At 62.3% G+C, this 21,530-nt stretch carries 33 protein-coding genes; 16 read left to right on the plus strand and 17 right to left on the minus strand.

The annotated features are described in order from the left end of the window. Positions 1–50 precede the first annotated feature (50 nt). The 16 genes from I6F45_RS19390 to I6F45_RS19465 form a co-directional block, all read right to left on the minus strand. Positions 51–332 (minus strand): hypothetical protein, encoded by a 282-nt coding sequence (locus I6F45_RS19390; RefSeq protein ID WP_114488328.1) that lies wholly within the window; start codon positions 330–332, stop codon positions 51–53. Continuing rightward, entirely contained in the window at positions 332–1,051 is a 720-nt protein-coding gene (locus I6F45_RS19395; RefSeq protein WP_197161732.1) for a DUF3310 domain-containing protein, read from the minus strand. Before I6F45_RS19395 ends, I6F45_RS19390 begins: the two co-directional genes overlap by 1 nt. Before the next feature lie 74 nt (positions 1,052–1,125). Further along, positions 1,126–2,547 (minus strand): DEAD/DEAH box helicase, encoded by a 1,422-nt coding sequence (locus I6F45_RS19400; RefSeq protein ID WP_328588000.1) that lies wholly within the window; start codon positions 2,545–2,547, stop codon positions 1,126–1,128. Continuing rightward, the gene (locus I6F45_RS19405) at positions 2,544–2,954 is read right to left on the minus strand and encodes a nucleoside triphosphate pyrophosphohydrolase family protein (protein ID WP_114488330.1); all 411 of its coding nucleotides are present in this window, start codon (positions 2,952–2,954) and stop codon (positions 2,544–2,546) included. The genes I6F45_RS19400 and I6F45_RS19405 overlap by 4 nt, the downstream gene beginning before the upstream one ends. A gap of 9 nt (positions 2,955–2,963) precedes the next feature. Continuing rightward, a complete protein-coding gene (locus I6F45_RS19410; RefSeq protein ID WP_114488331.1) occupies positions 2,964–3,308 on the minus strand; it encodes a hypothetical protein in 345 nt (114 codons plus the stop codon). Beyond that, positions 3,305–3,490, minus strand: a complete 186-nt coding sequence (locus I6F45_RS19415) for a hypothetical protein (RefSeq protein ID WP_114488332.1) — start codon at positions 3,488–3,490, stop codon at positions 3,305–3,307. The genes I6F45_RS19410 and I6F45_RS19415 overlap by 4 nt, the downstream gene beginning before the upstream one ends. Continuing rightward, positions 3,487–3,696 carry a hypothetical protein gene (locus I6F45_RS19420; protein WP_114488333.1) on the minus strand — a complete coding sequence of 70 codons (210 nt, stop codon included), beginning with the start codon at positions 3,694–3,696 and terminating at the stop codon, positions 3,487–3,489. Before I6F45_RS19420 ends, I6F45_RS19415 begins: the two co-directional genes overlap by 4 nt. Further along, on the minus strand, positions 3,693–3,968 hold the full coding sequence (locus tag I6F45_RS19425; RefSeq protein ID WP_114488334.1) for a VRR-NUC domain-containing protein: 276 nt from the start codon (positions 3,966–3,968) through the stop codon (positions 3,693–3,695). The genes I6F45_RS19420 and I6F45_RS19425 overlap by 4 nt, the downstream gene beginning before the upstream one ends. Beyond that, positions 3,965–4,525 (minus strand): 3'-5' exonuclease, encoded by a 561-nt coding sequence (locus I6F45_RS19430; RefSeq protein ID WP_114488335.1) that lies wholly within the window; start codon positions 4,523–4,525, stop codon positions 3,965–3,967. The genes I6F45_RS19425 and I6F45_RS19430 overlap by 4 nt, the downstream gene beginning before the upstream one ends. Before the next feature lies 1 nt (position 4,526). Then, positions 4,527–6,632, minus strand: coding sequence for a DNA polymerase I (locus I6F45_RS19435; protein ID WP_114488336.1), 2,106 nt, complete (start codon positions 6,630–6,632; stop codon positions 4,527–4,529). Between the two features lie 225 nt (positions 6,633–6,857). Beyond that, the gene (locus I6F45_RS19440) at positions 6,858–7,058 is read right to left on the minus strand and encodes a hypothetical protein (protein WP_114488337.1); all 201 of its coding nucleotides are present in this window, start codon (positions 7,056–7,058) and stop codon (positions 6,858–6,860) included. Positions 7,059–7,096: 38 nt separating this feature from the next. After that, entirely contained in the window at positions 7,097–7,780 is a 684-nt protein-coding gene (locus I6F45_RS19445) for an ssDNA-binding protein (RefSeq protein ID WP_114488338.1), read from the minus strand. Positions 7,781–7,805: 25 nt separating this feature from the next. Next, positions 7,806–9,155 (minus strand): DUF2800 domain-containing protein, encoded by a 1,350-nt coding sequence (locus I6F45_RS19450; RefSeq protein ID WP_114488339.1) that lies wholly within the window; start codon positions 9,153–9,155, stop codon positions 7,806–7,808. After that, positions 9,152–9,682 (minus strand): NUMOD4 domain-containing protein, encoded by a 531-nt coding sequence (locus I6F45_RS19455; protein ID WP_114488340.1) that lies wholly within the window; start codon positions 9,680–9,682, stop codon positions 9,152–9,154. Before I6F45_RS19455 ends, I6F45_RS19450 begins: the two co-directional genes overlap by 4 nt. Next, positions 9,682–9,846, minus strand: a complete 165-nt coding sequence (locus I6F45_RS19460; RefSeq protein ID WP_181870818.1) for a hypothetical protein — start codon at positions 9,844–9,846, stop codon at positions 9,682–9,684. The genes I6F45_RS19455 and I6F45_RS19460 overlap by 1 nt, the downstream gene beginning before the upstream one ends. Positions 9,847–9,849: 3 nt before the next feature. Continuing rightward, positions 9,850–10,497, minus strand: a complete 648-nt coding sequence (locus tag I6F45_RS19465) for a hypothetical protein (protein ID WP_114488341.1) — start codon at positions 10,495–10,497, stop codon at positions 9,850–9,852. 176 nt (positions 10,498–10,673) lie between these two features. Here I6F45_RS19465 and I6F45_RS19470 point away from each other — a divergent pair, with 176 nt between their 5' ends. The 6 genes from I6F45_RS19470 to I6F45_RS19495 all read left to right on the plus strand — a co-directional run bounded on the left by I6F45_RS19470 (position 10,674) and on the right by I6F45_RS19495 (position 12,217). Then, positions 10,674–10,892 (plus strand): hypothetical protein, encoded by a 219-nt coding sequence (locus I6F45_RS19470; protein ID WP_114488342.1) that lies wholly within the window; start codon positions 10,674–10,676, stop codon positions 10,890–10,892. A 2-nt stretch (positions 10,893–10,894) separates the two neighbouring features. Next, positions 10,895–11,119, plus strand: a complete 225-nt coding sequence (locus I6F45_RS19475; protein ID WP_114488343.1) for a hypothetical protein — start codon at positions 10,895–10,897, stop codon at positions 11,117–11,119. 46 nt (positions 11,120–11,165) lie between these two features. Continuing rightward, entirely contained in the window at positions 11,166–11,348 is a 183-nt protein-coding gene (locus tag I6F45_RS19480) for a hypothetical protein (protein ID WP_114488344.1), read from the plus strand. A gap of 178 nt (positions 11,349–11,526) precedes the next feature. Continuing rightward, complete coding sequence (locus tag I6F45_RS19485) at positions 11,527–11,718, plus strand: hypothetical protein (protein WP_114488346.1); 192 nt, start codon at positions 11,527–11,529, stop codon at positions 11,716–11,718. Continuing rightward, a complete protein-coding gene (locus tag I6F45_RS19490) occupies positions 11,715–12,053 on the plus strand; it encodes a hypothetical protein (RefSeq protein ID WP_197099292.1) in 339 nt (112 codons plus the stop codon). The genes I6F45_RS19485 and I6F45_RS19490 overlap by 4 nt, the downstream gene beginning before the upstream one ends. Then, positions 12,050–12,217 carry a hypothetical protein gene (locus tag I6F45_RS19495; RefSeq protein WP_181870836.1) on the plus strand — a complete coding sequence of 56 codons (168 nt, stop codon included), beginning with the start codon at positions 12,050–12,052 and terminating at the stop codon, positions 12,215–12,217. Before I6F45_RS19490 ends, I6F45_RS19495 begins: the two co-directional genes overlap by 4 nt. On the opposite strand, the gene I6F45_RS19500 is transcribed toward I6F45_RS19495, so the two are convergent. Next, entirely contained in the window at positions 12,199–12,390 is a 192-nt protein-coding gene (locus tag I6F45_RS19500) for a hypothetical protein (protein WP_197099293.1), read from the minus strand. The genes I6F45_RS19495 and I6F45_RS19500 overlap by 19 nt on opposite strands. 414 nt (positions 12,391–12,804) lie before the next feature. Between I6F45_RS19500 and I6F45_RS19505 the strand changes: the two genes are divergently transcribed. The 10 genes from I6F45_RS19505 to I6F45_RS19550 all read left to right on the plus strand — a co-directional run bounded on the left by I6F45_RS19505 (position 12,805) and on the right by I6F45_RS19550 (position 20,586). Further along, entirely contained in the window at positions 12,805–14,580 is a 1,776-nt protein-coding gene (locus I6F45_RS19505) for a hypothetical protein (protein WP_114488610.1), read from the plus strand. Beyond that, a complete protein-coding gene (locus tag I6F45_RS19510; RefSeq protein ID WP_114488609.1) occupies positions 14,577–14,966 on the plus strand; it encodes a hypothetical protein in 390 nt (129 codons plus the stop codon). Before I6F45_RS19505 ends, I6F45_RS19510 begins: the two co-directional genes overlap by 4 nt. Before the next feature lie 349 nt (positions 14,967–15,315). Continuing rightward, a complete protein-coding gene (locus I6F45_RS21635; RefSeq protein ID WP_114488608.1) occupies positions 15,316–15,555 on the plus strand; it encodes a Lar family restriction alleviation protein in 240 nt (79 codons plus the stop codon). Beyond that, positions 15,555–15,824, plus strand: a complete 270-nt coding sequence (locus I6F45_RS19520) for a hypothetical protein (protein WP_114488607.1) — start codon at positions 15,555–15,557, stop codon at positions 15,822–15,824. Before I6F45_RS21635 ends, I6F45_RS19520 begins: the two co-directional genes overlap by 1 nt. Next, a complete protein-coding gene (locus I6F45_RS19525) occupies positions 15,821–16,216 on the plus strand; it encodes a hypothetical protein (protein WP_114488606.1) in 396 nt (131 codons plus the stop codon). Before I6F45_RS19520 ends, I6F45_RS19525 begins: the two co-directional genes overlap by 4 nt. Before the next feature lie 164 nt (positions 16,217–16,380). Beyond that, positions 16,381–16,665 carry a hypothetical protein gene (locus I6F45_RS19530; protein WP_147273794.1) on the plus strand — a complete coding sequence of 95 codons (285 nt, stop codon included), beginning with the start codon at positions 16,381–16,383 and terminating at the stop codon, positions 16,663–16,665. Further along, positions 16,662–16,916: a hypothetical protein gene (locus tag I6F45_RS19535; protein WP_114488604.1), complete on the plus strand. Its 255-nt coding sequence runs from the start codon at positions 16,662–16,664 to the stop codon at positions 16,914–16,916. The genes I6F45_RS19530 and I6F45_RS19535 overlap by 4 nt, the downstream gene beginning before the upstream one ends. Continuing rightward, positions 16,913–19,489: a phage/plasmid primase, P4 family gene (locus I6F45_RS19540; protein ID WP_114488603.1), complete on the plus strand. Its 2,577-nt coding sequence runs from the start codon at positions 16,913–16,915 to the stop codon at positions 19,487–19,489. Before I6F45_RS19535 ends, I6F45_RS19540 begins: the two co-directional genes overlap by 4 nt. A gap of 143 nt (positions 19,490–19,632) precedes the next feature. After that, complete coding sequence (locus tag I6F45_RS19545) at positions 19,633–20,103, plus strand: GIY-YIG nuclease family protein (protein WP_147273793.1); 471 nt, start codon at positions 19,633–19,635, stop codon at positions 20,101–20,103. Positions 20,104–20,118: 15 nt separating this feature from the next. Beyond that, a complete protein-coding gene (locus tag I6F45_RS19550; RefSeq protein ID WP_114488601.1) occupies positions 20,119–20,586 on the plus strand; it encodes a hypothetical protein in 468 nt (155 codons plus the stop codon). Positions 20,587–21,530: the final 944 nt, after the last annotated feature.

Consider the following 21,530-nt stretch of genomic DNA (forward strand, 5'->3'; position numbering starts at 1 on the left):
CACCGATGAAGACGCCTGCGAACAGGCCGACTGCGAGGCCGATGGTGAAGTCATCCATGGGTGGACTCCTTGTGGAATCGGATGTCAAAGTCCGCAAGGGCGTCGTCTGCGTGTTTGGAGCTGCCGAATTTCAGTTGAACGCCGATCCAAAGTTCCTTGCGATAGTCGCGCTGGGGGATCACTTCGAGCGGTTCGAGCATCTGAATCTGGCCGGGCTTGAACATCTCGGCGAGGTAGGCTTCGATGGCCGGTGCTACGCCGTCATGTGCACTACCCGGGGCGTCATAGAAAGCCATCATCGCCTTCCGTAAGCACTCACGGTTGAGTTCCATCACACACCTCCTTCCGTCTTGCCCGCGCCGTACTCCAGTTCGAGCAGGAGCTGGCAGTAGTGAATGACCTTGCGCACGTCGTCGGCGCCGTGCTTCTGGCGGTGGCGCGTGATGTACTTGACCACGTTACCTTCGGCGAAGCCGAGCTTGTTGGCGTGGATGTACTCGATGGGTTGGATGGCGCAGTCTTTGTAGTGGGTGCCGCCGACCTGCACGTCGAGCGCGTTGGGCACCATACCGATGGGCAATTCAGCCTTCGGCTGCTCCGTCCACGCTTGGCCGTCGAACGTCCAGCCGAGGGCGCTCAGGGTTTCTTCGGCGAGGGTGGCGCTGTCGGAGGGCTGCGGGGCTGCGGCTTTCTCGGCCACTTTGTAGGCGGCGATGTCTGCGTTACCGCAGTGGTTCCACATATATCTGTCGGCAGGACCGTGCTTGGTCGAGCGGCCGATCCTAACTTCGACCACCTTCCCGCGCGTTTCCGCCGGCTGCTCACCGCCGCGCCAGATCGTGAAGCCGTTCTCGTCCTTGACGAGTTCGATCAGGTCGCTGTTGCTCTCTCCGTCATAAAACTCAGCGCCAGTGTCGGACACCGAGTCGCCGTTTTCGAGGTCCCACGGCCAATCGTCGTGCCCGTCGTTGCTGACGACTTTGCGCTCTTTACCATCTCGGCAGCGCCACACCTGCCCCACCTTGATCTCAATGCCATTTACTCCGACCATGATTGCCTTTCGGTTGTTGATGGTAGGAAGTTTAGCAAACGCGCAAAAACTGCGCAAGGGGGTTGTGAGGGGTTTTAGCGGGAAATTTTCATGGCTTCCATGAGAGCGTCTTGGATGGAGGCTTTTGTGCGCAGGCGCTTCACGACAACCTCTTCCAGCGTTCCGGCCGCAATGAGCCGATGGACGTACACCGGGCGGTTGTACCCGCTCTGCGCCTGGCGGGTGGGGCCCAGGCGCTCGACCATCTGCGCGCTGGCCTCAAGACTCCAGTTGCTGGAGAAGAAACACAGAATGTTGCTTCCGTGCTGGAGACTCAACCCGTGGCCGGCGCTTTGTGGGTGGGCCACGAGCATTTGAATCTCACCCGCGTTCCAGCGGTCGATGATCTTCGGGTCGGCGCCGAGGTGCACAGCCTTGGGGAACGCCTTCAAGATGCGCGCCAGGTCGCTCTTGAAGTGGTACGCACAGAGCACTGGCATGCCTGCTGCCTCTTCGACCACGCTCTGCAGCGCCTCGATCTTGGCGTCGTGCACCAGCGACCATGCGCCGTCAGCGTCGGTGTAGAGCGCGCCAGAAGCGATTTGTAAAACCTTCTGCGAGAGGGCTGCCGCGCTGAAGGCTTCGATGGGCTTGCCTTCCAGCTCCACGAACATTTCTTGCTCCATTTTTTTATAGAGCTTCATGGCGGCCGATGGCATCTCAACCTTGATGTCGTTCTCGATGAGTTCGGGTAAGTCAAAGTAGTCGCGCGCCTCCAGCGCGATGGTGATGTCTTTGATGGCTGCGCGAATTTGTTCGTCCGCAAAAGGTAGCGGTTCAATCTGTTGCTTCTGCGGGTCGCTTCCCGGGCGGGCGCGGAACCAGCGGTGGCTGAAGGCAGTGAAACTGGTTCCGAGGCGTCGGCCGGAATCCAAGAAAAAATACTGCGCCCACAAATCTTCCAGGCCATTCGGAGCGGGCGTGCCAGACAGGCAGATGAACCGAGTGGCGCGGGTCAACGCGACGCGGGCCAGGGCTTTGGCGCGCTTGCCCCCTTGGCCGGTGAGAAACTTCTTGCCGGACTTGCTCGTCTGGATGCTGACGCGCAGGCTCTTGAGTTTCGTGCTTTCGTCACAGACGATGCAATCGAACGACCAGTTGGCGCCGTGGTACTCCACCAGCCATTCCAGCACGTCGTAATTTGCCGTAACGATCACCGCGTCGGAGCCAATGGCGGCGCGGCGCGTATCGGCATCGCCGACGGCCACGGCGATCTTCATGTGCCCGAAGCTGGCTTTGAACTTCTCGATCTCACCGGGCCACGTGCTGACGGCCACGCGCTTGGGGCCGAGCACGAGCACGCGCTTGACCTCACCGAGCAGCAACAGCATGGACAGGGCCTCCAGGGTGGCCGGCCCTTTGCCGGTTCCCATGGACGCCGCCACGAAGCAGCGGGGGTGGTTCAGGATATGATTGGTGATGGCGGGCTGATAAACCCGAGGGGCGTAGCGGGTCACAGGAAAGGCGTGAGGTCAGGCTTGATGTACGACTGTGGCTTGGCAATCTTGCCGTTGGCATCGAACACCGGCTTGCCGTCAACGAATTTCGAATAGTTGCTCCGTGTGACCTCGGCCAGCGCGCCCTCGATGTCCAGCCCGAACATGTGGGCCACGCCGACGGCGGTGACGATCTGGTCGCAGATGGCGTCAAGCAGTTCGGTGCGGTCTGGTTGCATCACGCCCGGGAACTCGCTCTTCATGTAATTGGCCCACAGTTCGACGTTCGCCGAGGTGTTTTGGAAGCCCAATGCCGTCAGCATCTCGGCGAACTCTTCCGCGTGGCAACCGAGCTGTACGGCGCGGTTTTTGTCGGTGGGCTCCGGTACGGCAAGTTGGAACCACTGTTTGATGCGGGGAATTGTCATTTCGGTCTTTCAGTTGGTTGAGGAAACAGTGCTGCCCGCCAGGCGCTGCACCATGTCCAGATGCTGGGCCTTGCTGCGGTAGGTTCGCGCCCGTTCGGCGTCCGTCTTACGTTGCCGCTTGGCGTCGCGCCCTGGGCCGATCTTGTAAATCTTGATGGAGTCCCGGCCGCGTCCGTCTTTGTCCCATGCGCAGATGTGCGCGGCCTTGGCGGCGTGGAGTTCGCGGGTGTACTGCAGGACGGTGACGTAGTGTAGGCCCGTCAACTCGGCCAGGGTGCGGCAGTCGTGAACGCCCTCCAGCATGTGCAGGATCAACTGCGCGTAGGTCAGGGCTCCCACTTTCACTTGCTTCATTGCTTGCTTTCAGAGTTGATCTTCTTCACCGCCTGCGCCACCACCCAGCGAGTGCTGCCCATGCTGATGACGATCTCCGCCTGGGTGAGCCCCTGCTTGCGCAGGGCGGCCACGCGGGCGAGGTTGATGGGTTTCGTCTTGGGGCCGCTACCAGGGCGCGTACCGCCGTGGGTGTTCTTCATACCGGCACCTTTCCTGTTGCGTGCAGCACGGCAGTCCACACACCCTTGTCCGTGGGCGCCTGACCCCATTCCTCGGCGTAGCGGTTGTCGATGAGGTTCTTGGCGATGGAGCGGGCCTGCGCCTCTTTGACCCCCAGCCGCTCGGCCAGTTCGGCGCGGGTGGCGGGCAGGTGGGCCAGCGCTTTGTTGATGGTTTCGTTTCTCATGGTGCTTGGTCGATCACGTCTACGGCGAAGCCCATGGCACGCAGGCGGTCGTGCTCGCGCACTTGGCCGGGCCGGGGCTTCTTGTTGGGCGCCTTGTACTCCGCAAAGCGGAAGTAGCGGGCGACGATCTCCTGGTGCTCCGGTGGCACCGGGAACAGCTTGATGCGGTCGGGCACGTTGGCGCGGCCGGGCGACACGAACTTGAGGCTCAGGCCGCCGAGGGCGGTGGTGGCCTCTTTGTCGGCGCGCTCGATGGTGGACTCGCGGGTCATGCAGGGGCTTTCTTGTTGCGGTTGGCGATTTTGAACAGGTGCTCGACCTGGAACTGCGCGTCGGCCAGCGCGTTGTGCGCGCCGGTGCCCTTGTCGGCGGGGTTGTACTCGATGGCCGAGTACATGTTGCGCACGGTCCGAAAATCTCTTTCATTTGTCCAGTACCAAGGCGTCTTGATGTCGGCGCGCTTGTAGGCCCCGCCGACGATGGTCAGATCGAACGCATTCGAGTTGCCCCATGGGCGCACGTCCTCGTGGCGGCAGGTCTCTTTGATCCAGTCGCTGAAGTCCTGCAGCACCTTGCGGATGTCCTGCCCGTTGAAGCGCACGCCGTGGCGAGCCTCATCGCTCTGCCCCAGCCACCACAGGAACGCGGACGGGTCGATGGTGCCACCATCGCGCACGCTGGTCGCCAGGTGCACGGTGCGCAGGAACGTGGGGCCCAGGGTCTGCGTCTTCATATCGAAGAACACTGCGCCGATGGACATCAGCGCTCCGGTGGGCGGGAGGCCCGCAGTCTCTGTATCAATCATGAGATCGAAAAATTGGGTGGTCATATCAGCCCTTGTAGTAGCGAGTGGTTTCAAACCCGGCGGCCGAGAGCGGCAGGCCCGGGGCCCAGTCGGGGTTCGTGGACAGGATCGCCACGAGGCCGTCTGCGTCGTATTCAGGGGTGTCGGGCACTTCGGTCAAGCCTTCGTCGTGCACGCTGAGGACGGGCAGGTATCCCTTGTCCTCGGCCACTTGCAGCGCTGGCGCCAGGATGTCGCGCGAGGTGGTTTGGCAGACGTTGCCGGTCATCTTGCCTCCATGTGTGAACACCTTCACCCACTGCCGCGTGGTCTTGCCTTCCTCGGCTGCCTCGCCGAAGTAGGCGATGGTTCCGTCGTCCAACAGGTGCGGGTGGAAGTAGGTGATAAGCCGCCCGCTGGGCAGCCGCACGACCATCCAGCGCTGACCCTTGTGGGACACGCAGCGCACCTTGATGTACTTGCCAACAGGAAACACCACGCCCCAGTTCCGGAGGGCGCTCTTGGCCGCGTTCTGCAGGTCGTACCAGAAGGCTTTGGTGGCAGGGTGGCGAGCGCGCCAGGCGAGTTTGCACGCCTCGCTGGCGAGCCATTCGGTTTCGCTGATCTCCAGCGACTCCAATTGCGGGCGGCCCCACTTGTTCAGGTTTTCGTGAGCTTTGGCGATCAGCGCGGGGGACACCTGTTCCTGCAGAGTGCCCCAGTAGTCGGCCATGCGGACGTTGTAGGCCGCCGCGAACTTCTGGTAGCCAGACACACCGCCCATGTACCCGCTGGCGAGGTCTGAAACTTTCCCTAGCGAGTCGCGGATGTACTTGGGCACCTCCATGGCCGGCACGCCGGTGATGATGGAGGCGGTAACCTTATATAAATCGGGCCCACGGCCAGCGTCGTACTCCCGGAACGCCTGCAGCTTCCATTCTTCCCCGGCCACCCACGCGAGCATGCGGCCCTCGATGTTGGACAAGTCCGCCACCACCAGCTTCTTGCCGGGAGGGGCGATCACGCAACCGCGCAGGGCCGCCGCACCGAACAACATGAGGTTGTCGAACATCAGGTCGTGTGCCCCGGCCTTCAGGCACTCGATGTACTGCTCGACTGCGGTGGGCTTGGGGAGGCCACGGCTGGGCAGATTCTGGGGTTGGAACATACGACCAGCCCAGCGGCGGGTGCGGCTGGCCCCTGCGAACTGCAGGCCCCCACGGAAGCGTCCGTCGGCCGCCACGGCGGGGTCCAGTGCGGCGTACTTGGCCGTGCTGGTCTTGTTCGACGCCATGGACAGCTCCATCAGCTCGGCAAGACGTGGGTCGATCTTTTCGCGCGCCTTCAGCATCTGGGTGAAGGTGTCCTTGGTCGTGTCCTCCAATTCCACACCGAACTCATTGAGCACGAATGCCTTGAATTGGTCGCGCTGGCTCGGCCGGTCCACCACGCCGCGCGTCAGCTCGCGGAACCGCACGCCGATGCGCTCCTTCTCTACGATGGCCGCCCGTGCACCGGCGCGTGTCAACTCCTGGTCCACCTGGAACCCACGCTCGTTGATCCGTTGGTCGCAGTGCCACTCTGCAATGGCCGAGGCGTCCCAATTCCAGGTGGGCGTGCGGCGCACGCACTCGCGCATGGCGGTGATGTCGTCGGCCGCGTAGACCTTGAAGCGCTCCCACTCGGCGGGGTGTGTGAGCCGCGTGGCGCGCTGCACCTTGCGGTTGGCTGGCTGGGGGCGGGTGAACAACTGGATGAGCTTCTTGCCCTCCTTGTTCTTGGCCTGGTCCTCGGGCACCTTGAGCACCGTGCACAGGTCACCGAGGCTGGCGGGCAGCGCGTGGGACAGCGCCTGAGCCATGCTGCAGCGCCAGCGGGTCAACTCGATGCGGGGGAGGTGGGCCTGCCGTGGGCCGTTGTGGATGGCCTTATCGAACGCAGCGTTGTGCGCGATGACTTCGGGGGCTTCGGCCATCGCATGGCGCAGATCGTCGGGCAGCGGCTCGCAGGTGCAGTCCCAGACCTTGACCGGGCCGTCGTCAATCGCGTAGGAGACCAGCAGGTCCTCGGCGGTTTCCGCGTAGCGGTAGGTGCCGACTTCTTTCAGGTCGATCTCGCACCACGTCTCCCTATCAAGCCACAGTCGCTGCATTCAGTTCTTTCTAAATTTCAAAGTTCAATGACCGTTCCCCAAATTCCCGCTTGTGTCGTTGCCGGCCTCCAGCGGTTTGCGCATGCACTAGGTGTAAAACGTCCACGGGCACCTGGTGTTAGCCATAAGGGGCGAGTTACCGGGTGGTCAGCCCAGCGAAAGGAGGCGGAGGCCCCGTTGTGTATCCCTTTGGAGAAGGGCGGCAAGCGCCCCTCTGCGAAGGGTTTACTTCGGCTCTTGCGCGCTCATCGCGGCCTTGGTGCCCGCGGGCAGCTCGGTCACGGTGATGGTATTGCCGCTGTGCACGTACAGTTCGACGGCCTCGCCGGGTGCAAGCACGTGAGCGGGGTTGCCATTGCTCTCGGCGACTTGGGCTTCGTACGGCCCACCGTCGGTAGGCACTTCGATTTTGATTTTCAGGGTCATTTCAGTCTTTCAGAAAACGGGGCCGAAGCCCCGTGGGTTTAGAACAGGTCGCTGGCGCCTTGACCGGCGGTCTCGACTTCTTCTTCGCCGAAGCCTTCAGCGCTGGTCGGGCCGCTACCGAATGCCTCGCCGTCCTTCACGAACTGGATGGCGATGATGCGGGCGAACACCTGGTTGGGGATGATCTGACCGTCGCTGCCCTTGAAGGACTTGCCGGCCACAAATTCCACCTTGGCGTTCACGTAGCAGCCACGATATGGCACCTTGACCTCGTAGCCGAGCTGGTCGGTCACGTCCATGCCATCCACCAGGCCGCGACCGGCTTCTGTGATCTGCACGAACTTGCCGTTGTGCTTCTTCTGCGTGACCACCTGGGGCTTCTTGTCAGCCTTGTTGCTGGCCGAGATGAAGAACATGTTCTCGTACTCGGGGCGCACGGTGCCGTCGTCGCTCATCTTGTCGTTGCCGTCACGGATCGCACGGCTGTTGGCAGCCATGGAGCGGATCATGTTGGCGGCGTTCGCGGGACCCCAGAGCTTGGTGGCGGCTTCCAGCATTGCTGCCTTGCCGATCTTCAGCGCTTCGCTTTCGGGTTCCATCAGGCCGGTGAACTTGAACTTCGGCGCGCCGCCGTTCATGCCCTCGCCGGGCTTGAAGATGTCGAGCCATGCCGCCCGCAGGCCCTTGAGGATGACGGGTTGGGAAGATGCGAAATTGCTCATGTCTGCGCTTTCAGAGTTTCAGTTTTCAGGAAAAAAGATCGCTGTTGTCAGCGGGCGGTACGTCTCCGAACCCGTCCAGCGCGGTGGCGATGGTCGGTCTCGGGTCAGTTTCTAGGACGATGCTGGGCTTGCCAATGTCCTGTGTGATGAGCGCCTGCAGTCGGTTCCACTGAGTGGGGCCGAGCACAGGCGGTAGTGTGGGTTCACCTTTCTTGGCCTTGGGCGCCTTCACCAACTTCTCGGCGGTGGTGGGCGAGATGAGCGACTGGGTATACATCTGGTCGGTCTTCAGGCGCATCTTCTTCAGCGCGGCCTCGGCCTCGGTCTCGTCAGTCCAGGTGCGTGCACCCTTCTTGCCTTCGACCAGCTTGTAGGCCACGCCGTCGGCGCGAGCCACGCGCTTGCCTGCCTGCAGCGCCTCGTACACGCGCTCGCCCACCGCCTTCAGCCAGGTGGAGACCAGCGGCACGAGGCGGTAGGCTTCGCCCAGCTCGATCTCGGCGGGGGTGCGCACCTTGGGCTCGTCGGTGTCGAAGCCTTCGAGCGCGAGGTTCACCACCATCTCCGTCTGCGCCTTGCAATTGCCGGAGGCGCGGCAGAAGTGGCATGCGTCGGCCGACGGCACGTACTGCGGGTTGGTGCGCGTCTCTTCGGCCTTCTGCCGCAGGAACGCTTCGACCTCACGCAGCTCGTCAATCGAGCAAGAGTAGGTGCTGAGGTGGCCGATGGCAGGCTGCACAATGGTCATCACCACGTCGCGGATGTCGTAGAGCAGGCCAAGTTCCTCAATGGTCCCCAGCGCATAGCCTGCCATCTGCAGGTTGGCGCGCACCACTTCGGGTACGGGCTTGCCGGTGATCATGTCCGTGGTGGCAGGCACGATCACGTCGTAGGCATCCACGCGGCCACGGCCGCCCTTGAGGTCGATGACCTCCACCGTGGTGCCGTAGATCAAGGTCACGTCCGTGCGGCCGGTGGCACCTTCCTCGCCGGTGAACTGACCGATGGGGACGGCGCGCTCCACAAGCATCTCGGCGCCGGTGAGGGCTGCGCGCTCACGCACGTAGTTCACAGCCGTGGTCGAGATGTCGATCAGCTCTTGGTCGATGGTTACGATCTCTTTCGAGAGCGGCCCCGCGCAACCCGGGTTCACCCAGACTTCGCGGCCTTCCAAGAACACCAGATTTCGCCCCAGATAGCTCTGCGGGTCGATGCTCGGGTCCAACAGCATCTCTTCGAGCATCTGGTGGCAGGCGGTCCCCCGGCGCGCGGCCTCGTTGCCCTCGTTCGGGACACCCTCCTGGGCACCCACGGACGCGGTGCAGCTCGTCCATCTTGCGGCGCTCGACGGAGAAAGACGGGCATGGTATGTCATGCGTACTCCCACTTATAGCCTTGATAGACACGACTAGCATCGCGCAACGCTAAATGCATGCGGGTGCGATTGAAGCCTGCGCGCCAAGCTGCCACCACCGTCAAGAAACCAATCTTGTCGCCGGTAACCGCGTGGGTTCCAACGATGGGGTTCTTTTGGCCTGACCGAGTGCCGAGGACAGTACGAGCGTGCTCCAAGTTTTCCAGATGTGTCATCCACTCCAGGTTGCCGAGCGCGTTGTCGTGACGAATTCCGTTCTTGTGATTCACAGTCGCTTCTTGGCTATCGCCAAGAAAAGCGGCAGCAACGAGGCGGTGCACTTTCATGTGCGCAACGGAATCTCCGGCGTAGATCGTAACGAGCCGATAGCCGTCGGCATCGGGGCGGCACCGAAGTATTTTTCCGCACACAGGATACGACCGCCCACTGCCCTTGTTGAACACGACGCGATCCACACTTCGGACACGCCCGAGGCTGCTAACCTCATAAAGTGGGTAGCCCTCAATGGGTTTCCAGATTTCGTCCATCAGTTCACCGCCAAAAAGTAAGTTGCCCCAGCGAGCAGGGCGCCGTGCACCAGCACGCCGAAAATGTCGCCCTTGTCCATGCCGCCGCTCTCGTTTGCAACGATGAGGTCCAACACAACCGCGATGCCCATGTACGCGAAGACGCACCAGAGGAACGCGGTCATGATTTACAGGCCCAAATCAGCGTCCGCAGCCGGTGCCAGCAGGCCCTGCACGTGCGCCAAGATTTCGGCGTTCTTGTTCAGGTCCTTCAGCGCGGGGACGGTCTTGCCCTCGCAGCCGAAGTGCTTGAGCACGCCAAGCACCGCCTCACGACCGCCGCTGGGCGCCGTGGACAGTTCCTTGATGGCGCGGAACACCGTGTCCCAGTCAGCGTCCGAAGTCGCGGCCGAGGCAGTGTCCTGTTGGGCTGTTGCAGAAGGCGCGGAAGTAGCACTGGCTTGGGACGCCGCTGCAGCAGCCGCGTCTTGGGCCTTTTTTGCGAACTCTGCCTTCTTGGCAAGGTACTGGGCCGAGGACTCAATCTTGAAGGACTGATCCTTGGGGTCTGGGTCGCCGGGCTTCTGGGCGTAGGCGGTCTGTGTTTCTTCGCTCACCCAGTAGCGCGTGCCCTCGGGGTCGCCGTCCACAAGGTCGGCCTTGGTGGCAGGCTCGTCGGTCTTCTTGGTGCGGGGCTTCTTGGTCTCTGCGGTAGGCGCTGCAGCAGCGGCTTCAGGGGCGCCGGCCACGGCGGTGATGGTGCCTGCGCTCTGCAGGATGGTGACAAGGGTCTTCAGCGATGTGTCGATGGATTCCAGGCGGTCTTCGATGTTCATGAGTGCTCCAGTTTGAAAATTTAAGTTGCTCGGTGAGCGGACTGAAGTGTATGCGAAATTTCGCGTTTGCGTAATACCCGACAAAAGTTTGTGACCTTTTGCGAAAAAACTTGTCGTTGTTCACACTTGTCGGTAAAGTTCAGTTGTCAGTAACGACAAACCAACGAAAGCACCAGATGACCCGCAAACTCACCGTCAGCACCAAGTGGCTCGAAATGGCCGCCATCAAGCTGGAGATCGACGCGCAGGACTCCCTGCACACCTGGATCGTCCTCGGCCAAACCCACCGCTACTGCGAAGACTTGGGCAAAGCAGCGATGCTCCGCAAGGCCGCCGGCATCAAGAGCATCGCCGAGCGCCGCGAGTTTCTTCGGATCAACGGTGTGACGGCCTGATCGTGAAGATCATCGCCACCACCCACCGCGTGCGCCGGTGGACGCGCAGCGACTGCACCGGTTTTCAGGTGCTTGAGCGCGTCACCCGCGTGCTCGGTATGCCTATCTGGTGCCGCGAAATCGACCGCGAGGACGTGCCGAGCTGGGCCTTCATCCAGCGCGCATGCCTTGGCGAAACCGACTGGGAATCGCGCCTGTTCAAAGACTATGCACACCTGCTCGCCTGATCGTGCCGCCAAAGACAAACCTCTCCGTTCCAACTGAAAGCACCCCATGAAATTCCTAAACCCTTTCCGCAAACCCTCCCCCAAGGAACTGGCCCAGCGCGAGCTGGAAGAAGCCCAGCGCCAACTCCTGGCGGCTCAGTCCAGCGCGGACTACGCCCGCCGCATCGCCGAGTACAACGGCGACCGCATCAAGCGGCTGACGGCGTTCTTGAAGAAGGAGGGTGTGTGATGGAGACGGTAACTCTCTGGCTCCTGATCACCGTTGGCGGGTACTACGGACATGAGGCGACCGTGGTCGAACGATTCCCCACCGTTGAGCAGTGCGAGCATGTGCGCAAATCCATCCCGTTTTCAAATGAATCTCTGCGGAAGGGGACGCGCTGCGTCGAAGCCAAGGTGTTGCGCCCATGACCGCCCGCACCACCACTATCCTGCTGCTCGCCCTGGCACTGGCCGGCTGCTCTGAGGACAAGATCAAAGCCATGGAAGCTATCAACGAGTTCTGCAAGAAGAACAACGGCGAGCTGACCACGGTGTTCGAACACGGAACGTTTGGCAGCAAGCTCACGTTCGGCTGCACTGCGAGGGCCTACCCATGACCGCCCCCCGCCGCAACAACGCCAAGATCACCCTGCGCATGCAGACCGCGCTGAAGGCCAAGGGGCACACCTACGACGACCTGGTGCTGGTCTCCGGCCTGGCAAAAGAGTCGGTGGCCCGCTGGGTCAAGCAGATGCGCGAGCTGGGTGTGGTGCGCATCTGCGCATGGAACGACGACGTGCGGGGTCGCCGCATCGTGCCGGTGTTCCAGTGGGGCACCGAACCCGACCTGCCGCGCCCCGGGCGCCGGTGGACAGCCGCCGAGACGATGGCGCGCATGCGTGCGCGGCGTCGGGCCGAGAGTTCGATGGTCAGCCTGGAGGACACGTTATGACGATGGACGAATTTGATGAAGCCATTCGTGAAGCCAAGGTGGAAAAGCGGTCGGCCAAGCGGGATTTCGGAAAAAGCAGCCCTGAGTTCGCTGAGGCAAAGGAGGCGTTGGCCGCACTCAAGGACGCGCGTGACTTCGAGTTTCTTCACGGGGAAGGCACATGACTATCCCACCCACCAGCACCTACTACGCCAAGGCGTTCTGTGTGAAGTGCCTCACCGACCGCAACCGGACGGGCGGGGTGTGGCGCAACCGGATGTTCTTCTGCGGGGGTTGCAAATGAAAAGCACGACGCACGAACGCTTGGCTGCGTGTCGCCGTGTGACCGAACACCCACCTGCTGCGGTGCGCGCCGTTGTCGCCACCATCGAACGGGTGACAGAGGTCCGCATTCGGTTGTTGACCTGTCTGATGCGCAAAAAACGTTGGGATGGAGACCTCGCGGTCGCGTTTGTTCGGGCAAACGGGGACGTGTGGCGTTGATCCTACGCTGCCCTGAATGTCGAACCCGACGCAAGTCGTTCGACCTGTTCACGAAGCACCTGCGTGAGACCGGGCACCGCGTCTGCAACTGCGGGGGTTACTGGTATCCCCACCGCCCTGGCTCACCGTACTGCGAGCAGAACGCCATGAGCGCTGTCCGCATCGCCGCTCGTCAGGAGGGGATCACCGCCGACGAGTTACTGGAAATTGCGGTCGATTGCGCTTGGGAAAAAGCCGGTCGGCCGTTTACAAAATGGAGAGATTGATCATGACGAATGAAGAACACGACAGACCAGCAGCACCAAAGGGCGGGGCCTATGCGGAGCTGCCTGAGCCCACGCCAGATGAACTGCGAGCCATAGTACGCAAAGCACGCAAAGCACGCGACAGCTCTGGCAGCGCAAGCGACGACTGCGGCTCTGCCGCTTATGTGCTTTACGGGTGGCGCGCGGCAATTCGCGCATACCATGGGCAAGCACCAGCCTCCCGCATCACGGTCGAACAGGTTGAAGACGCCATAGGGCTGCAATCCACGGCATGGGACACCATCGGCGCCGAAAAAATCGTGGAAGCGGTGTTGCGATTGGCAAATGGGCAAGCACCAGCCGGGGCGACGAACACCAAGACGCACGCTCTACTGAGCACGATGATCGGCCTGTTCTTGAGAGCAAAGGAGAAGATTGGCTACCAACCCGGCAGTGCGATTGACAAGACGGTGGCCGAAGCCGTCGAGCATTTGAAGGACTGGCCCTACCCAGAAACCGCCACGGCACAGGCGGCACCAGCCGCAGGGGCGTGGATTGAGCGCTGGTACGGCTCTGGCGGCAAAGATGGCTACGAGGGCTGGAGCATCGTGAACAAGGAAGGCCGTGGCCTTGTCTCGTACCTTGGGCGGAATGTCGAATCCGGTGCGGTCACTGAAATCGTGATGGCCCACAACGCTACCCTGGCCGCCCCCACGGCACAGGCGGCACCAGCCACCACCGACTTCACGACGCTTAGTGCGGCGGTGCGAGCCATCCGGCAGGCCATCGAGTTGATCGGCGAGCCTGCCGATGACCGCATGCGCGCTGCGAGGCGCGTGCTGCGCGGCGCGGTGATCGTCGCGGAGGATTCTGGCGAGTTGGCGGCACCAGCCGCTGGCGCAGTTGCGGGGCCTGTCGAGACGATAAAGTTCTCGGACGGCTCCACAGCGGATCCGGTGGAGAAAGCGCGCCGATACCTCAACGCCATGGCCGACCACCGCATCAATAGCCAGTATTTCTTCGATGATGGCTGGCCGAAAAAGGAGAGTGCAATCGATGCAATGGCGACGTTGGCTGTCTTGGAGCAACTCGCCGCAGCGCCCACCCCAGCCGCCCAGGCAAACAGCCAGCCAGTGCCAGCTGAGGTTGCTGACGCCATGGCCGATAGCCAATACCTCGCCGGTGTTTCCGCTGGGTGGAACGCAGCAAATGCAGACGACCCCAACGCGGCGCTGCAAAAGCTCCACGAATCACGCGCTGGATACCTCAAGCCACTGAGCGCATCCCGTGCCCCGGCAGACAGCGTGACGGCACCAGCCGCTGGAGCAGTAACGGGGCCGCTGGACAGTCTCGCGCTGATGAAGGTTGTGATGCAGGCTGATGAAGCGCTGTCAGGTCGTTGCACCAGAGGCACTACGAATTGGGCAGCAGCCATCGGCAAGGCAGTTCAACGCGCCGTTGTCGCCGCCGCACCCCAGCCAGCACCCCCGGCAGACAGCCAGCCGTCCAGCTTTGGAAGCCCTGAACTGCAGGCGATGATTCTTGCGCGCTGCGCGGAGAAGGACAAGGCAGACAGCGTGCTGGAGGATGCGGCGCGGTGGTTTTCCGAGCGCGACAACGTGCTGCACTCATTCTGGGTGCTTTTGGGTGAAGCAGAAACCCAAGCGGACAACGACAACAACCCACTGCTGAAACACCAAGTCGAAGGGTTCTATCGCCAGTGGAACGCACTAAACGGAAGCGCGCTGGAGCCCCGCTGGGTGACTCGCGCAGCCCGCAAGCAAGGGGGCGCCCAATGACCATCGCGGCAAAAGGCGCCGTGCGAAAAGCCGTCGTCAGCACCTTGGAGCGCATCGGCCGGGGCTCGTGCGCGGAGATCGAGCGGCGTAGTGACATCGCCGACGGCGGTTCTCGTGCCGCGCTGTGGGCCTTGCACAAGGATGACCTGGCGCACATCACCGCATGGGAGCGCTCGACGGAGAAGTCGGCACCCGCCGCCGTGTGGGTGCTGGGCCCCGGGCAGAACGCGCCTCGGCCCGCGCCGAAGCCTCGCGCCTCTCGTGGGTACGTGGCGAAGTACAGTCCGTTCTCGGACGGTGAGCGTACCGTTGATCTGCCGATGGACTACCCGGTAAAGTCGGTGTTTGTTGGTGGGGTGAACCCCTGGACTGGAGGTGTTGCGTGAACTGGGTCTTCGTTTTCATCGCGTTCACGGCCCAAGGCGCCGTGGTCGAGAAGGTGCACATGGACAGCGCGAGCATCTGCGCGGCCTACGGCTAGGGGTACTCGTCCAGGGTGGAGTTGCGGGTCGCCCATGTGCAGGTGGCCCAATGCGTGTCGCTGCGCAGCGGTGCGGTGATCCCCGTGGGGCCGGTGGGTAAGCGGCCTGTTGGGAAAGGGTTGGTATGAGCACACCTCCGTGGGGCTCATTGGGGTGACGTAAGACTATCGCAGAGTTTAGGTGTACGCAACAGTTTTTTCGCGTTGGCCGATGGGTGGTTGTGAGCGATTGCGCAATAAGCTAGAATTTGCGCATGTGCGAAATAACTTTATCACCCTGCCCCTTCTGCGGGGGTGCGCCTTCCGAACGGCTGGGCCACAACCCTGGCGGTGGTTTCGGCCCTGACCCAGTGGACGTCTTCTCGGTCTGCTGTAACCCCTGCGGTGTGCGCTTTGTCGTGTCCAACTGGCCGGGCCACGTCACCGAAGACCAAAAGGCGGCCGTCCGCGCGAAGTGGAACCATCGTGCACAAACACAGAAAGACCCTTCCTAATGGCCCGCAAGAACACCCCGAAGACACCCCTGCTGGCCGTCCTGCGCCAGTTGGAGACCGACGACAAGCGCGACGAATTCGCGGGGCTCGCCGGCACGTCGCGTCTGTACCTCTACCAGTTGTCGATCTGCAGCCGCCGCTCGTGCCGCGCTGACCTCGCCAAGCGGATCGCCGATGCCTCGGTGGTCATGCACGAGAAGTACGGCACGCAGGTGCTGACGCTGGAGGTCATCTGCTCGATGTGCGCTGAGTGCGAGGTTGCGCCATGACCAACACCGACACCCGCCCCCAGTTCGAAGACGCCTGCTGGGCCCACTACCAGGGGCTGAAGGCGCGAGGCTGGTCGCACCCGGAAGAGGGTGATCCGAACAGCCGGGAGGCCCTGTTCTGGCGCGAAGCGAACGGCCAGTACGGCGTCCGGCAGATCGAGGCAGCATGGCGGGGGTGGTTGATGCGGGAGGCGGCCGAGGGTTGGGTAGAACCCGGCGGTTTCGGTCTCGGCACTACGGTGGACATCATGCTGACCGACGGCAGCGTGCTGTGCGGCTGCATCCCGCAGATGGACGGTGACCTCTGGTGGCACGGGGCCGACACGGGCGCGAAGTTCATCGACCCGGTGTACACCAGCATCCTGAAGTGTCGAGTGTCGCAAAACGTTTAGTGTTTTTGCGCAAACGCGATATACTGCACGCCGCCAGCCAGAATTCCCCGTCACCCGCAGAGCCGCACGGTGGGGGCCTGACACCCCCATTTTTGCGGATGGGGTACAGGCTGGCGCTCCGTCAGGTCTCCACCATGCGGCGCCTTGCAGAAAGGTCGCCAGCCTTGTTCTCTCCTACCAAATTCCCCTGTACCGCCTGGTACGTCACCGCTTCGCTGAACGTGAAGCAGTTGTCTGTCTGCGGTGTCTATCCTGGCTCCATCAAGGGATACTTCAACTGCGACAAACCGTCGCTCCTGCACCAGGGGGGCCTGTTCGCCACGCGCGATGAGGCCATTGCCGAGGCCGAGCGCAAGCTGGAAAAGATGCACGACGCCTACGTGCGCGCGGGCCAGCGCTGGACGAAGGCGCGTGAAACCGTCTCCAAGCTGAAGGGCGGTGCGGCATGAACATCGAACAGGTCGCAATCTTCATCAGGGTCGATGGGCGAACCACTCTTGCACCAATCGACCCGAACATGGCTGAGGCTTTCGTGGGGATGCTCAGTGCGTTCCAGACCGGGACGCCCAAAGAAACGAAGCTGGTTGTACTGCCAAAACACACTGTAAAACAACTGGGCGCCATGACCGCAGCGCTTGCTCGTGAGATCGCCTTGCGCCAGCAGAGCAAGCAGAAGAAAGCCGAAAGCCCCCAAGGATGACCGACCATTTTCGCAACCATGGCCGGGCGCTGCTCGCCAACGGCTACCTGATCGTCCCCATCCGCAAGGGCGAAAAACGCCCAGCAATCTCTGGCTGGCAAAAGGCCCGCCTCGGCATGGAGGACCTGACCCGCTACCCTGACCACGGGGTGGGTGTGCTCTGCGGCCAGGGGGCGCACCCCATCGTCGGCGTGGACATCGACGTGAGCCACCCGGTCATCGGCCCTGCGCTCATCGCCTGGTGCCGCCGCAACCTCGGTGATGGGGCCGAGCGTGTGGGGGCCGCGCCGCGCATCCTGCTGGCCTACCGCGCAGACAGCGCCGGCTGGGCCAAGGGCGCCTCGGTGCAGTTCTTCGACCCCACGGACCCCACCAAGCCGTCCGGCAAGGACAACCACCAGCAGGTGGAAATCCTGGGCCTGGGCCAGCAGTTCGTAGCCTACCACGAGCACCCGGACACCGGCCGCGACTACCAGTGGGTGGACCTGATGGGAGGGCTGGAGTCGCTGCGCGCCTCTGACCTGCCTGTCGTGACCGAGAAGCATGTCGCTGCGCTGCTGGCCGAGGTGAGCCGCCTGGTGCGCACCACCCCCGGTGTGACGGTGGTGGGCTCGGCCGAGTCGCCTGCCATGCGCAGCTCCAGCGACGCCGATGACCTGATGAGCTTGGTGGCCCGTGTGGGCATGTCCTTCGCCGAGGTTGAGCGCTGGATGTCGCACCTGGAGAACGACGGCGACTCCTACGACCACTGGGCACACGTCGGCATGTCCCTGCACCACGAGTTCGCAGGCACCGAGCATGAGTCCGACGCGCTGGCGCTGTGGAAGGAGTACGGAGCACGCTCCAGCAAGGACGACCCCAAGCAGTACGACTACAAGTGGCGCTCGTTCGGCGGGGGCAGCGGTGCGCCCACCACGCTGCGCTGGTTGCTGAAAATCTGCGGGCAGGCCAAGCGCGAGAAGGACCACGAAGGGCGCCGCGCCGCGCTGGACGAAGCCAAGGAACTGATCCAGTCGCAGACCGACAGCCTGAAGTTGGGCGGAAAGGAGGTGCTGGAGAAGCTGAAGCTGCTGATCCCTGACGACCCGCTGGTGCGCACGGAGATCATTGGCGCCTTCCAGGCGCGCTACAAGGCCCTGACCAAGACCAACATGCCCATCACGCAGGCGCGCGCCCTGCTGGTGGGACCACGGGCGGCCACGGTGCAGGCCAAGCGGCCCTTGACCGAGTTCGGCAACGCCGAGCGCATGCTGGACCGCTACGGCGACGGCCTGATGTTCGTGCCCGAGGTCGGAACGTGGTTCATCTGGACCGGCGTCTACTGGCGCCGCGCGGTGGACGTGGAAATCGAGCATCTGGCGAAAGAGACCATCCGCGCCCTGGTCAACGAGGTCGAGGAACACGAGGAACGCGCCGAGTTCTTCCAGTTCTGCGCCCTGAGCCAGCAGGCCAGGATGGTGAGCAACATGGTCAAGCTGGCGTCCAGCGATCCGCGCGTCGCCGTGCCGGCTGCCGAGCTGGACAAGCACAGCCACTACCTGGGCGTGCGCAACGGCGTGGTGGACTTGCGCACGGGCGCGCTGCTGCCCCCGGACCCAGACCTGCGCATCACCTTGGTGGCGGCCTGCGACTTCGACCCTCGGGCCAAGGCGCCGGTGTTTGAGCGCACCATCTCCGAGGTGTTCTCGGGCGACGAGGACATGGTGGAGTACGTGATGCGCACCTTCGGGTACGCGCTCATGGGCACCCCCATCGAGGACATCATGTTCATCGCCTTCGGCAACGGGGCCAACGGCAAGAGCACCATCTTCAACGCCGTGCGCCAGGCGTTCGGCAGCTACGCCCGCTCGGCCGATGCCGCTTCGTTTGTGGCAGATGGTAATAAGGGGGGCGGGGGTGGCCCGCGAGAGGACCTTGTTCGATTGCGGGGGGCTCGTTTCGTCTATGTCAATGAGCCGGATGAAAACGGCGAGCTGCGTGAGGGTATGGTCAAGAGCATGACCGGGGGCGACACCATCACTGCCCGGGGCATCCATGCCAAGCACAGCGTCGAGATGACCCCGACATGGGTGGTCTACATGCCGACGAACCACAAGCCGATCATCAAGGGCAACGACAACGGCATCTGGCGCCGCATGGGCATGCTGCCGTTCGAGCGCAACTTTGAGAACGACCCGAACGTGCCCAAGGATGGAAAACGGAAGGAAAAACTCGCCCTGGAAATGGCCGGCATCCTTGCGCTGATCGTCAAGGCAGCCCTGCGGTATCAGAAGGACGGCCTCGTGCCGCCCAAGCGCGTTCTCGCGGCCCGCGACGCCTATCGGTCGCAGATGGACCTCTTGGCCGAGTGGCTGGATGAGTGCTGCGACCTTGATCCTTCGGCCACGGTGTCGTCAAAAGAGCTGTGGGACTCGTGGGAAATGTTCGCTCGCGGTCGCGGATTGCTCAATTACATCCGAAGTAGCACCGCTCTATCGCGTCGGTTGGACACGAGATTTCCGCCAATCCGGGGGTCAGGCGGCGTGCGCTTGAGGTCTGGGTTACGCATAAAGGGTTCAGCGGACCTGTTTTAGCCCTACAGAGTGACGCAAGTGACGCATTTTGCCCTTTTTTGACTTTTTCCACCTATGCGTAAAGAGAGTTTTGGAAAAAGCACCTAAATGCGTCACTTGCGTCACTAACGGAGAAACTTGTAGACAAATTGCAGATTGGTTTTATGCAGATTTTTGAACACGACAAATTGCACTGTGTGATCAGAGCGAGTTTTCCGTACACCTCGGGTGTTTACGGATTGCTAGACCCGTTGTCAGGTGAGATTAGGTACGTGGGGTCAAGCGTTCGTATCGAGAAAAGGCTTTACACCCATCACCACAACATCGCCCCTAAAAATGCCCGGCCGTGTCAGGTTTGGATGGCACAGATGGTGCTGGCCGGATGGGACATCAAAGCATGTCTTTTGGAGGAAGTAGCTTCGGCAATTCTGCTTGATCAGAAACGACGCAATGCCCATGAACGTGTTTGGATTGAGCACTTCAACAATCTCGGTCAGGCCGATCTGAATGTGCAAATGGCACCAGTAGGGCATCCGAACGGCACCTCGCACCCGTACAAGGTGATGCGGGCTCACATCAATTACCTGCAAGGTTTGCTGTCGGGCCACAACATCCCGTTCACACGGTTTGACTGAAACGGAAAGACCCCCATGGAACTGCGAAACACCACCCTCGATGACATCAGCGCCGTGATCGGCTTCAGCGCGACACTGCGTCTCGTGGCCTGGTTCGGTGACGGCAGCAACCTCTACGTGCCCATCGTGGCCGAGGAAGGCCACCTGCTGGTCCGCCTGCTGGGTCTGCCAGCCGCCAAGCGACTGTGTGAGGCATGGCCGGGCGAGCACCTGGCCGTACCCCGCCTGCGCGACCATGAGGACGACCTGCGCAAGCGCAGCGTGGCTCGGTTCATCGAGAAGGGGTTCGGCACCCGCGAGATCGCCGGGATGCTCAGGATCAGCGAGCGCCGCGTGCAGCAGATACTGCGCGAGCTGGAGGTGGCCGGACTGGTGCAGGTGGCGGGGCCTGCGCGCCGAGGTGTTGCTGTGAAAACTGCCGGGGAAAACCTCCAGGGACATTGGCCCCCTCCAACCGGGCTCCTGAAAAAACAGAGCGCATAGGCGCCCAGCAAAAGAGGGGTCCGTTTGAAAAATTGCACCCAATTTGGCCCACGAAAAAGGGCGGGCGATTTTGTGCATGAGAAAGAGGGGTGCCGATGTGCACGGAGCACAGGTCTCTACGGCACCGCCAGCAGACCACTCCAAGAAATACAGGGAAATCGGGGTCTAGCGCTTATCCATAAAGCGTTGGTAGCTATCTGTTTTTTAGCAAAGGTAAGACCCCAAGAGCAGCGTTGAACGCCAGGGTGTAAAAGACGGCCAGCGCTTATCCAACAAGTGCCGACAGCTATCTGTTTTATAGCAAAAACCCGATTTGCCCACCACCAAGCAGTACCACCCCAATGGCCGCCCGCGTAGCTCACCCGGGCAACGACGCCAGATAGGCCACAGTGCCGTTGGCCCTAGCGAGGTCAANCCGCCCGCGTAGCTCACCCGGGCAACGACGCCAGATAGGCCACAGTGCCGTTGGCCCTAGCGAGGTCAACAAGGGCCTCATCGCCCTCGGAGCTACCAACCCCTTGCCCAACGAGAAAATCGCCCACAGCGCGCTGTTGGACGGACAGCAGGGGTGTCCGATCGACCCCATGGTCCTCCCCATAGTGAGTGAACATGCAGGTGGTCACGTAGATCAGCACCGCAACCGCTGTGGTTGAGCCCACATGGCGGTAGTTTAGAGAAGCCGTCAAACGCCCAATCTCGTTGTTGATCGTGTCACACATTTTTCTCAAGTCATCAAGTTGATCGAGACTCGACTGTGCCTTGTTGCGACGCAGCAGGGTTGTGGGTCGGCGATGGGCGGTTGATGGCCGGCGATGGGCGGTTGATGGCCGGGGGACGAACGGACGCCGAAGTGAGATGGGCGTCTCTTTTCCTGGGCACGCGGCTTGCCATGGTGCGCGCCGGATTTGAAAATGATCGGGAGGTGCACCCCTGGGCGGGGGTCC

Origin of the sequence: Pseudoalteromonas sp. SWYJZ19 (assembly GCF_015864375.1) — a bacterium.
Classification (GTDB): domain Bacteria; phylum Pseudomonadota; class Gammaproteobacteria; order Enterobacterales; family Alteromonadaceae; genus Pseudoalteromonas; species Pseudoalteromonas arctica.

What these genes read in the sequence shown, in the direction of transcription:
- I6F45_RS19550 (WP_114488601.1), top strand. Translation starts at nt 20,119, where the DNA reads ATGGAACTGCGAAACACCACCCTCGATGACATCAGCGCCGTGATCGGC.
- I6F45_RS19480 (WP_114488344.1), top strand. Translation starts at nt 11,166, where the DNA reads ATGAAATTCCTAAACCCTTTCCGCAAACCCTCCCCCAAGGAACTGGCC.
- I6F45_RS19540 (WP_114488603.1), top strand. Translation starts at nt 16,913, where the DNA reads ATGACCGACCATTTTCGCAACCATGGCCGGGCGCTGCTCGCCAACGGC.
- I6F45_RS19485 (WP_114488346.1), top strand. Translation starts at nt 11,527, where the DNA reads ATGACCGCCCGCACCACCACTATCCTGCTGCTCGCCCTGGCACTGGCC.
- I6F45_RS19510 (WP_114488609.1), top strand. Translation starts at nt 14,577, where the DNA reads ATGACCATCGCGGCAAAAGGCGCCGTGCGAAAAGCCGTCGTCAGCACC.
- I6F45_RS19440 (WP_114488337.1), bottom strand. Translation starts at nt 7,058, where the DNA reads ATGACCCTGAAAATCAAAATCGAAGTGCCTACCGACGGTGGGCCGTAC.
- I6F45_RS19450 (WP_114488339.1), bottom strand. Translation starts at nt 9,155, where the DNA reads ATGACATACCATGCCCGTCTTTCTCCGTCGAGCGCCGCAAGATGGACG.
- I6F45_RS19490 (WP_197099292.1), top strand. Translation starts at nt 11,715, where the DNA reads ATGACCGCCCCCCGCCGCAACAACGCCAAGATCACCCTGCGCATGCAG.
- I6F45_RS19410 (WP_114488331.1), bottom strand. Translation starts at nt 3,308, where the DNA reads ATGAAGCAAGTGAAAGTGGGAGCCCTGACCTACGCGCAGTTGATCCTG.
- I6F45_RS19470 (WP_114488342.1), top strand. Translation starts at nt 10,674, where the DNA reads ATGACCCGCAAACTCACCGTCAGCACCAAGTGGCTCGAAATGGCCGCC.
- I6F45_RS19405 (WP_114488330.1), bottom strand. Translation starts at nt 2,954, where the DNA reads ATGACAATTCCCCGCATCAAACAGTGGTTCCAACTTGCCGTACCGGAG.
- I6F45_RS19415 (WP_114488332.1), bottom strand. Translation starts at nt 3,490, where the DNA reads ATGAAGAACACCCACGGCGGTACGCGCCCTGGTAGCGGCCCCAAGACG.
- I6F45_RS19525 (WP_114488606.1), top strand. Translation starts at nt 15,821, where the DNA reads ATGACCAACACCGACACCCGCCCCCAGTTCGAAGACGCCTGCTGGGCC.
- I6F45_RS19395 (WP_197161732.1), bottom strand. Translation starts at nt 1,051, where the DNA reads ATGGTCGGAGTAAATGGCATTGAGATCAAGGTGGGGCAGGTGTGGCGC.
- I6F45_RS19495 (WP_181870836.1), top strand. Translation starts at nt 12,050, where the DNA reads ATGACGATGGACGAATTTGATGAAGCCATTCGTGAAGCCAAGGTGGAA.
- I6F45_RS19520 (WP_114488607.1), top strand. Translation starts at nt 15,555, where the DNA reads ATGGCCCGCAAGAACACCCCGAAGACACCCCTGCTGGCCGTCCTGCGC.
- I6F45_RS19430 (WP_114488335.1), bottom strand. Translation starts at nt 4,525, where the DNA reads ATGACCACCCAATTTTTCGATCTCATGATTGATACAGAGACTGCGGGC.
- I6F45_RS19505 (WP_114488610.1), top strand. Translation starts at nt 12,805, where the DNA reads ATGACGAATGAAGAACACGACAGACCAGCAGCACCAAAGGGCGGGGCC.
- I6F45_RS19535 (WP_114488604.1), top strand. Translation starts at nt 16,662, where the DNA reads ATGAACATCGAACAGGTCGCAATCTTCATCAGGGTCGATGGGCGAACC.
- I6F45_RS19460 (WP_181870818.1), bottom strand. Translation starts at nt 9,846, where the DNA reads ATGACCGCGTTCCTCTGGTGCGTCTTCGCGTACATGGGCATCGCGGTT.
- I6F45_RS19435 (WP_114488336.1), bottom strand. Translation starts at nt 6,632, where the DNA reads ATGCAGCGACTGTGGCTTGATAGGGAGACGTGGTGCGAGATCGACCTG.
- I6F45_RS19455 (WP_114488340.1), bottom strand. Translation starts at nt 9,682, where the DNA reads ATGGACGAAATCTGGAAACCCATTGAGGGCTACCCACTTTATGAGGTT.
- I6F45_RS21635 (WP_114488608.1), top strand. Translation starts at nt 15,316, where the DNA reads ATGTGCGAAATAACTTTATCACCCTGCCCCTTCTGCGGGGGTGCGCCT.
- I6F45_RS19390 (WP_114488328.1), bottom strand. Translation starts at nt 332, where the DNA reads ATGGAACTCAACCGTGAGTGCTTACGGAAGGCGATGATGGCTTTCTAT.
- I6F45_RS19465 (WP_114488341.1), bottom strand. Translation starts at nt 10,497, where the DNA reads ATGAACATCGAAGACCGCCTGGAATCCATCGACACATCGCTGAAGACC.
- I6F45_RS19425 (WP_114488334.1), bottom strand. Translation starts at nt 3,968, where the DNA reads ATGACCCGCGAGTCCACCATCGAGCGCGCCGACAAAGAGGCCACCACC.
- I6F45_RS19420 (WP_114488333.1), bottom strand. Translation starts at nt 3,696, where the DNA reads ATGAGAAACGAAACCATCAACAAAGCGCTGGCCCACCTGCCCGCCACC.
- I6F45_RS19445 (WP_114488338.1), bottom strand. Translation starts at nt 7,780, where the DNA reads ATGAGCAATTTCGCATCTTCCCAACCCGTCATCCTCAAGGGCCTGCGG.
- I6F45_RS19545 (WP_147273793.1), top strand. Translation starts at nt 19,633, where the DNA reads ATGCAGATTTTTGAACACGACAAATTGCACTGTGTGATCAGAGCGAGT.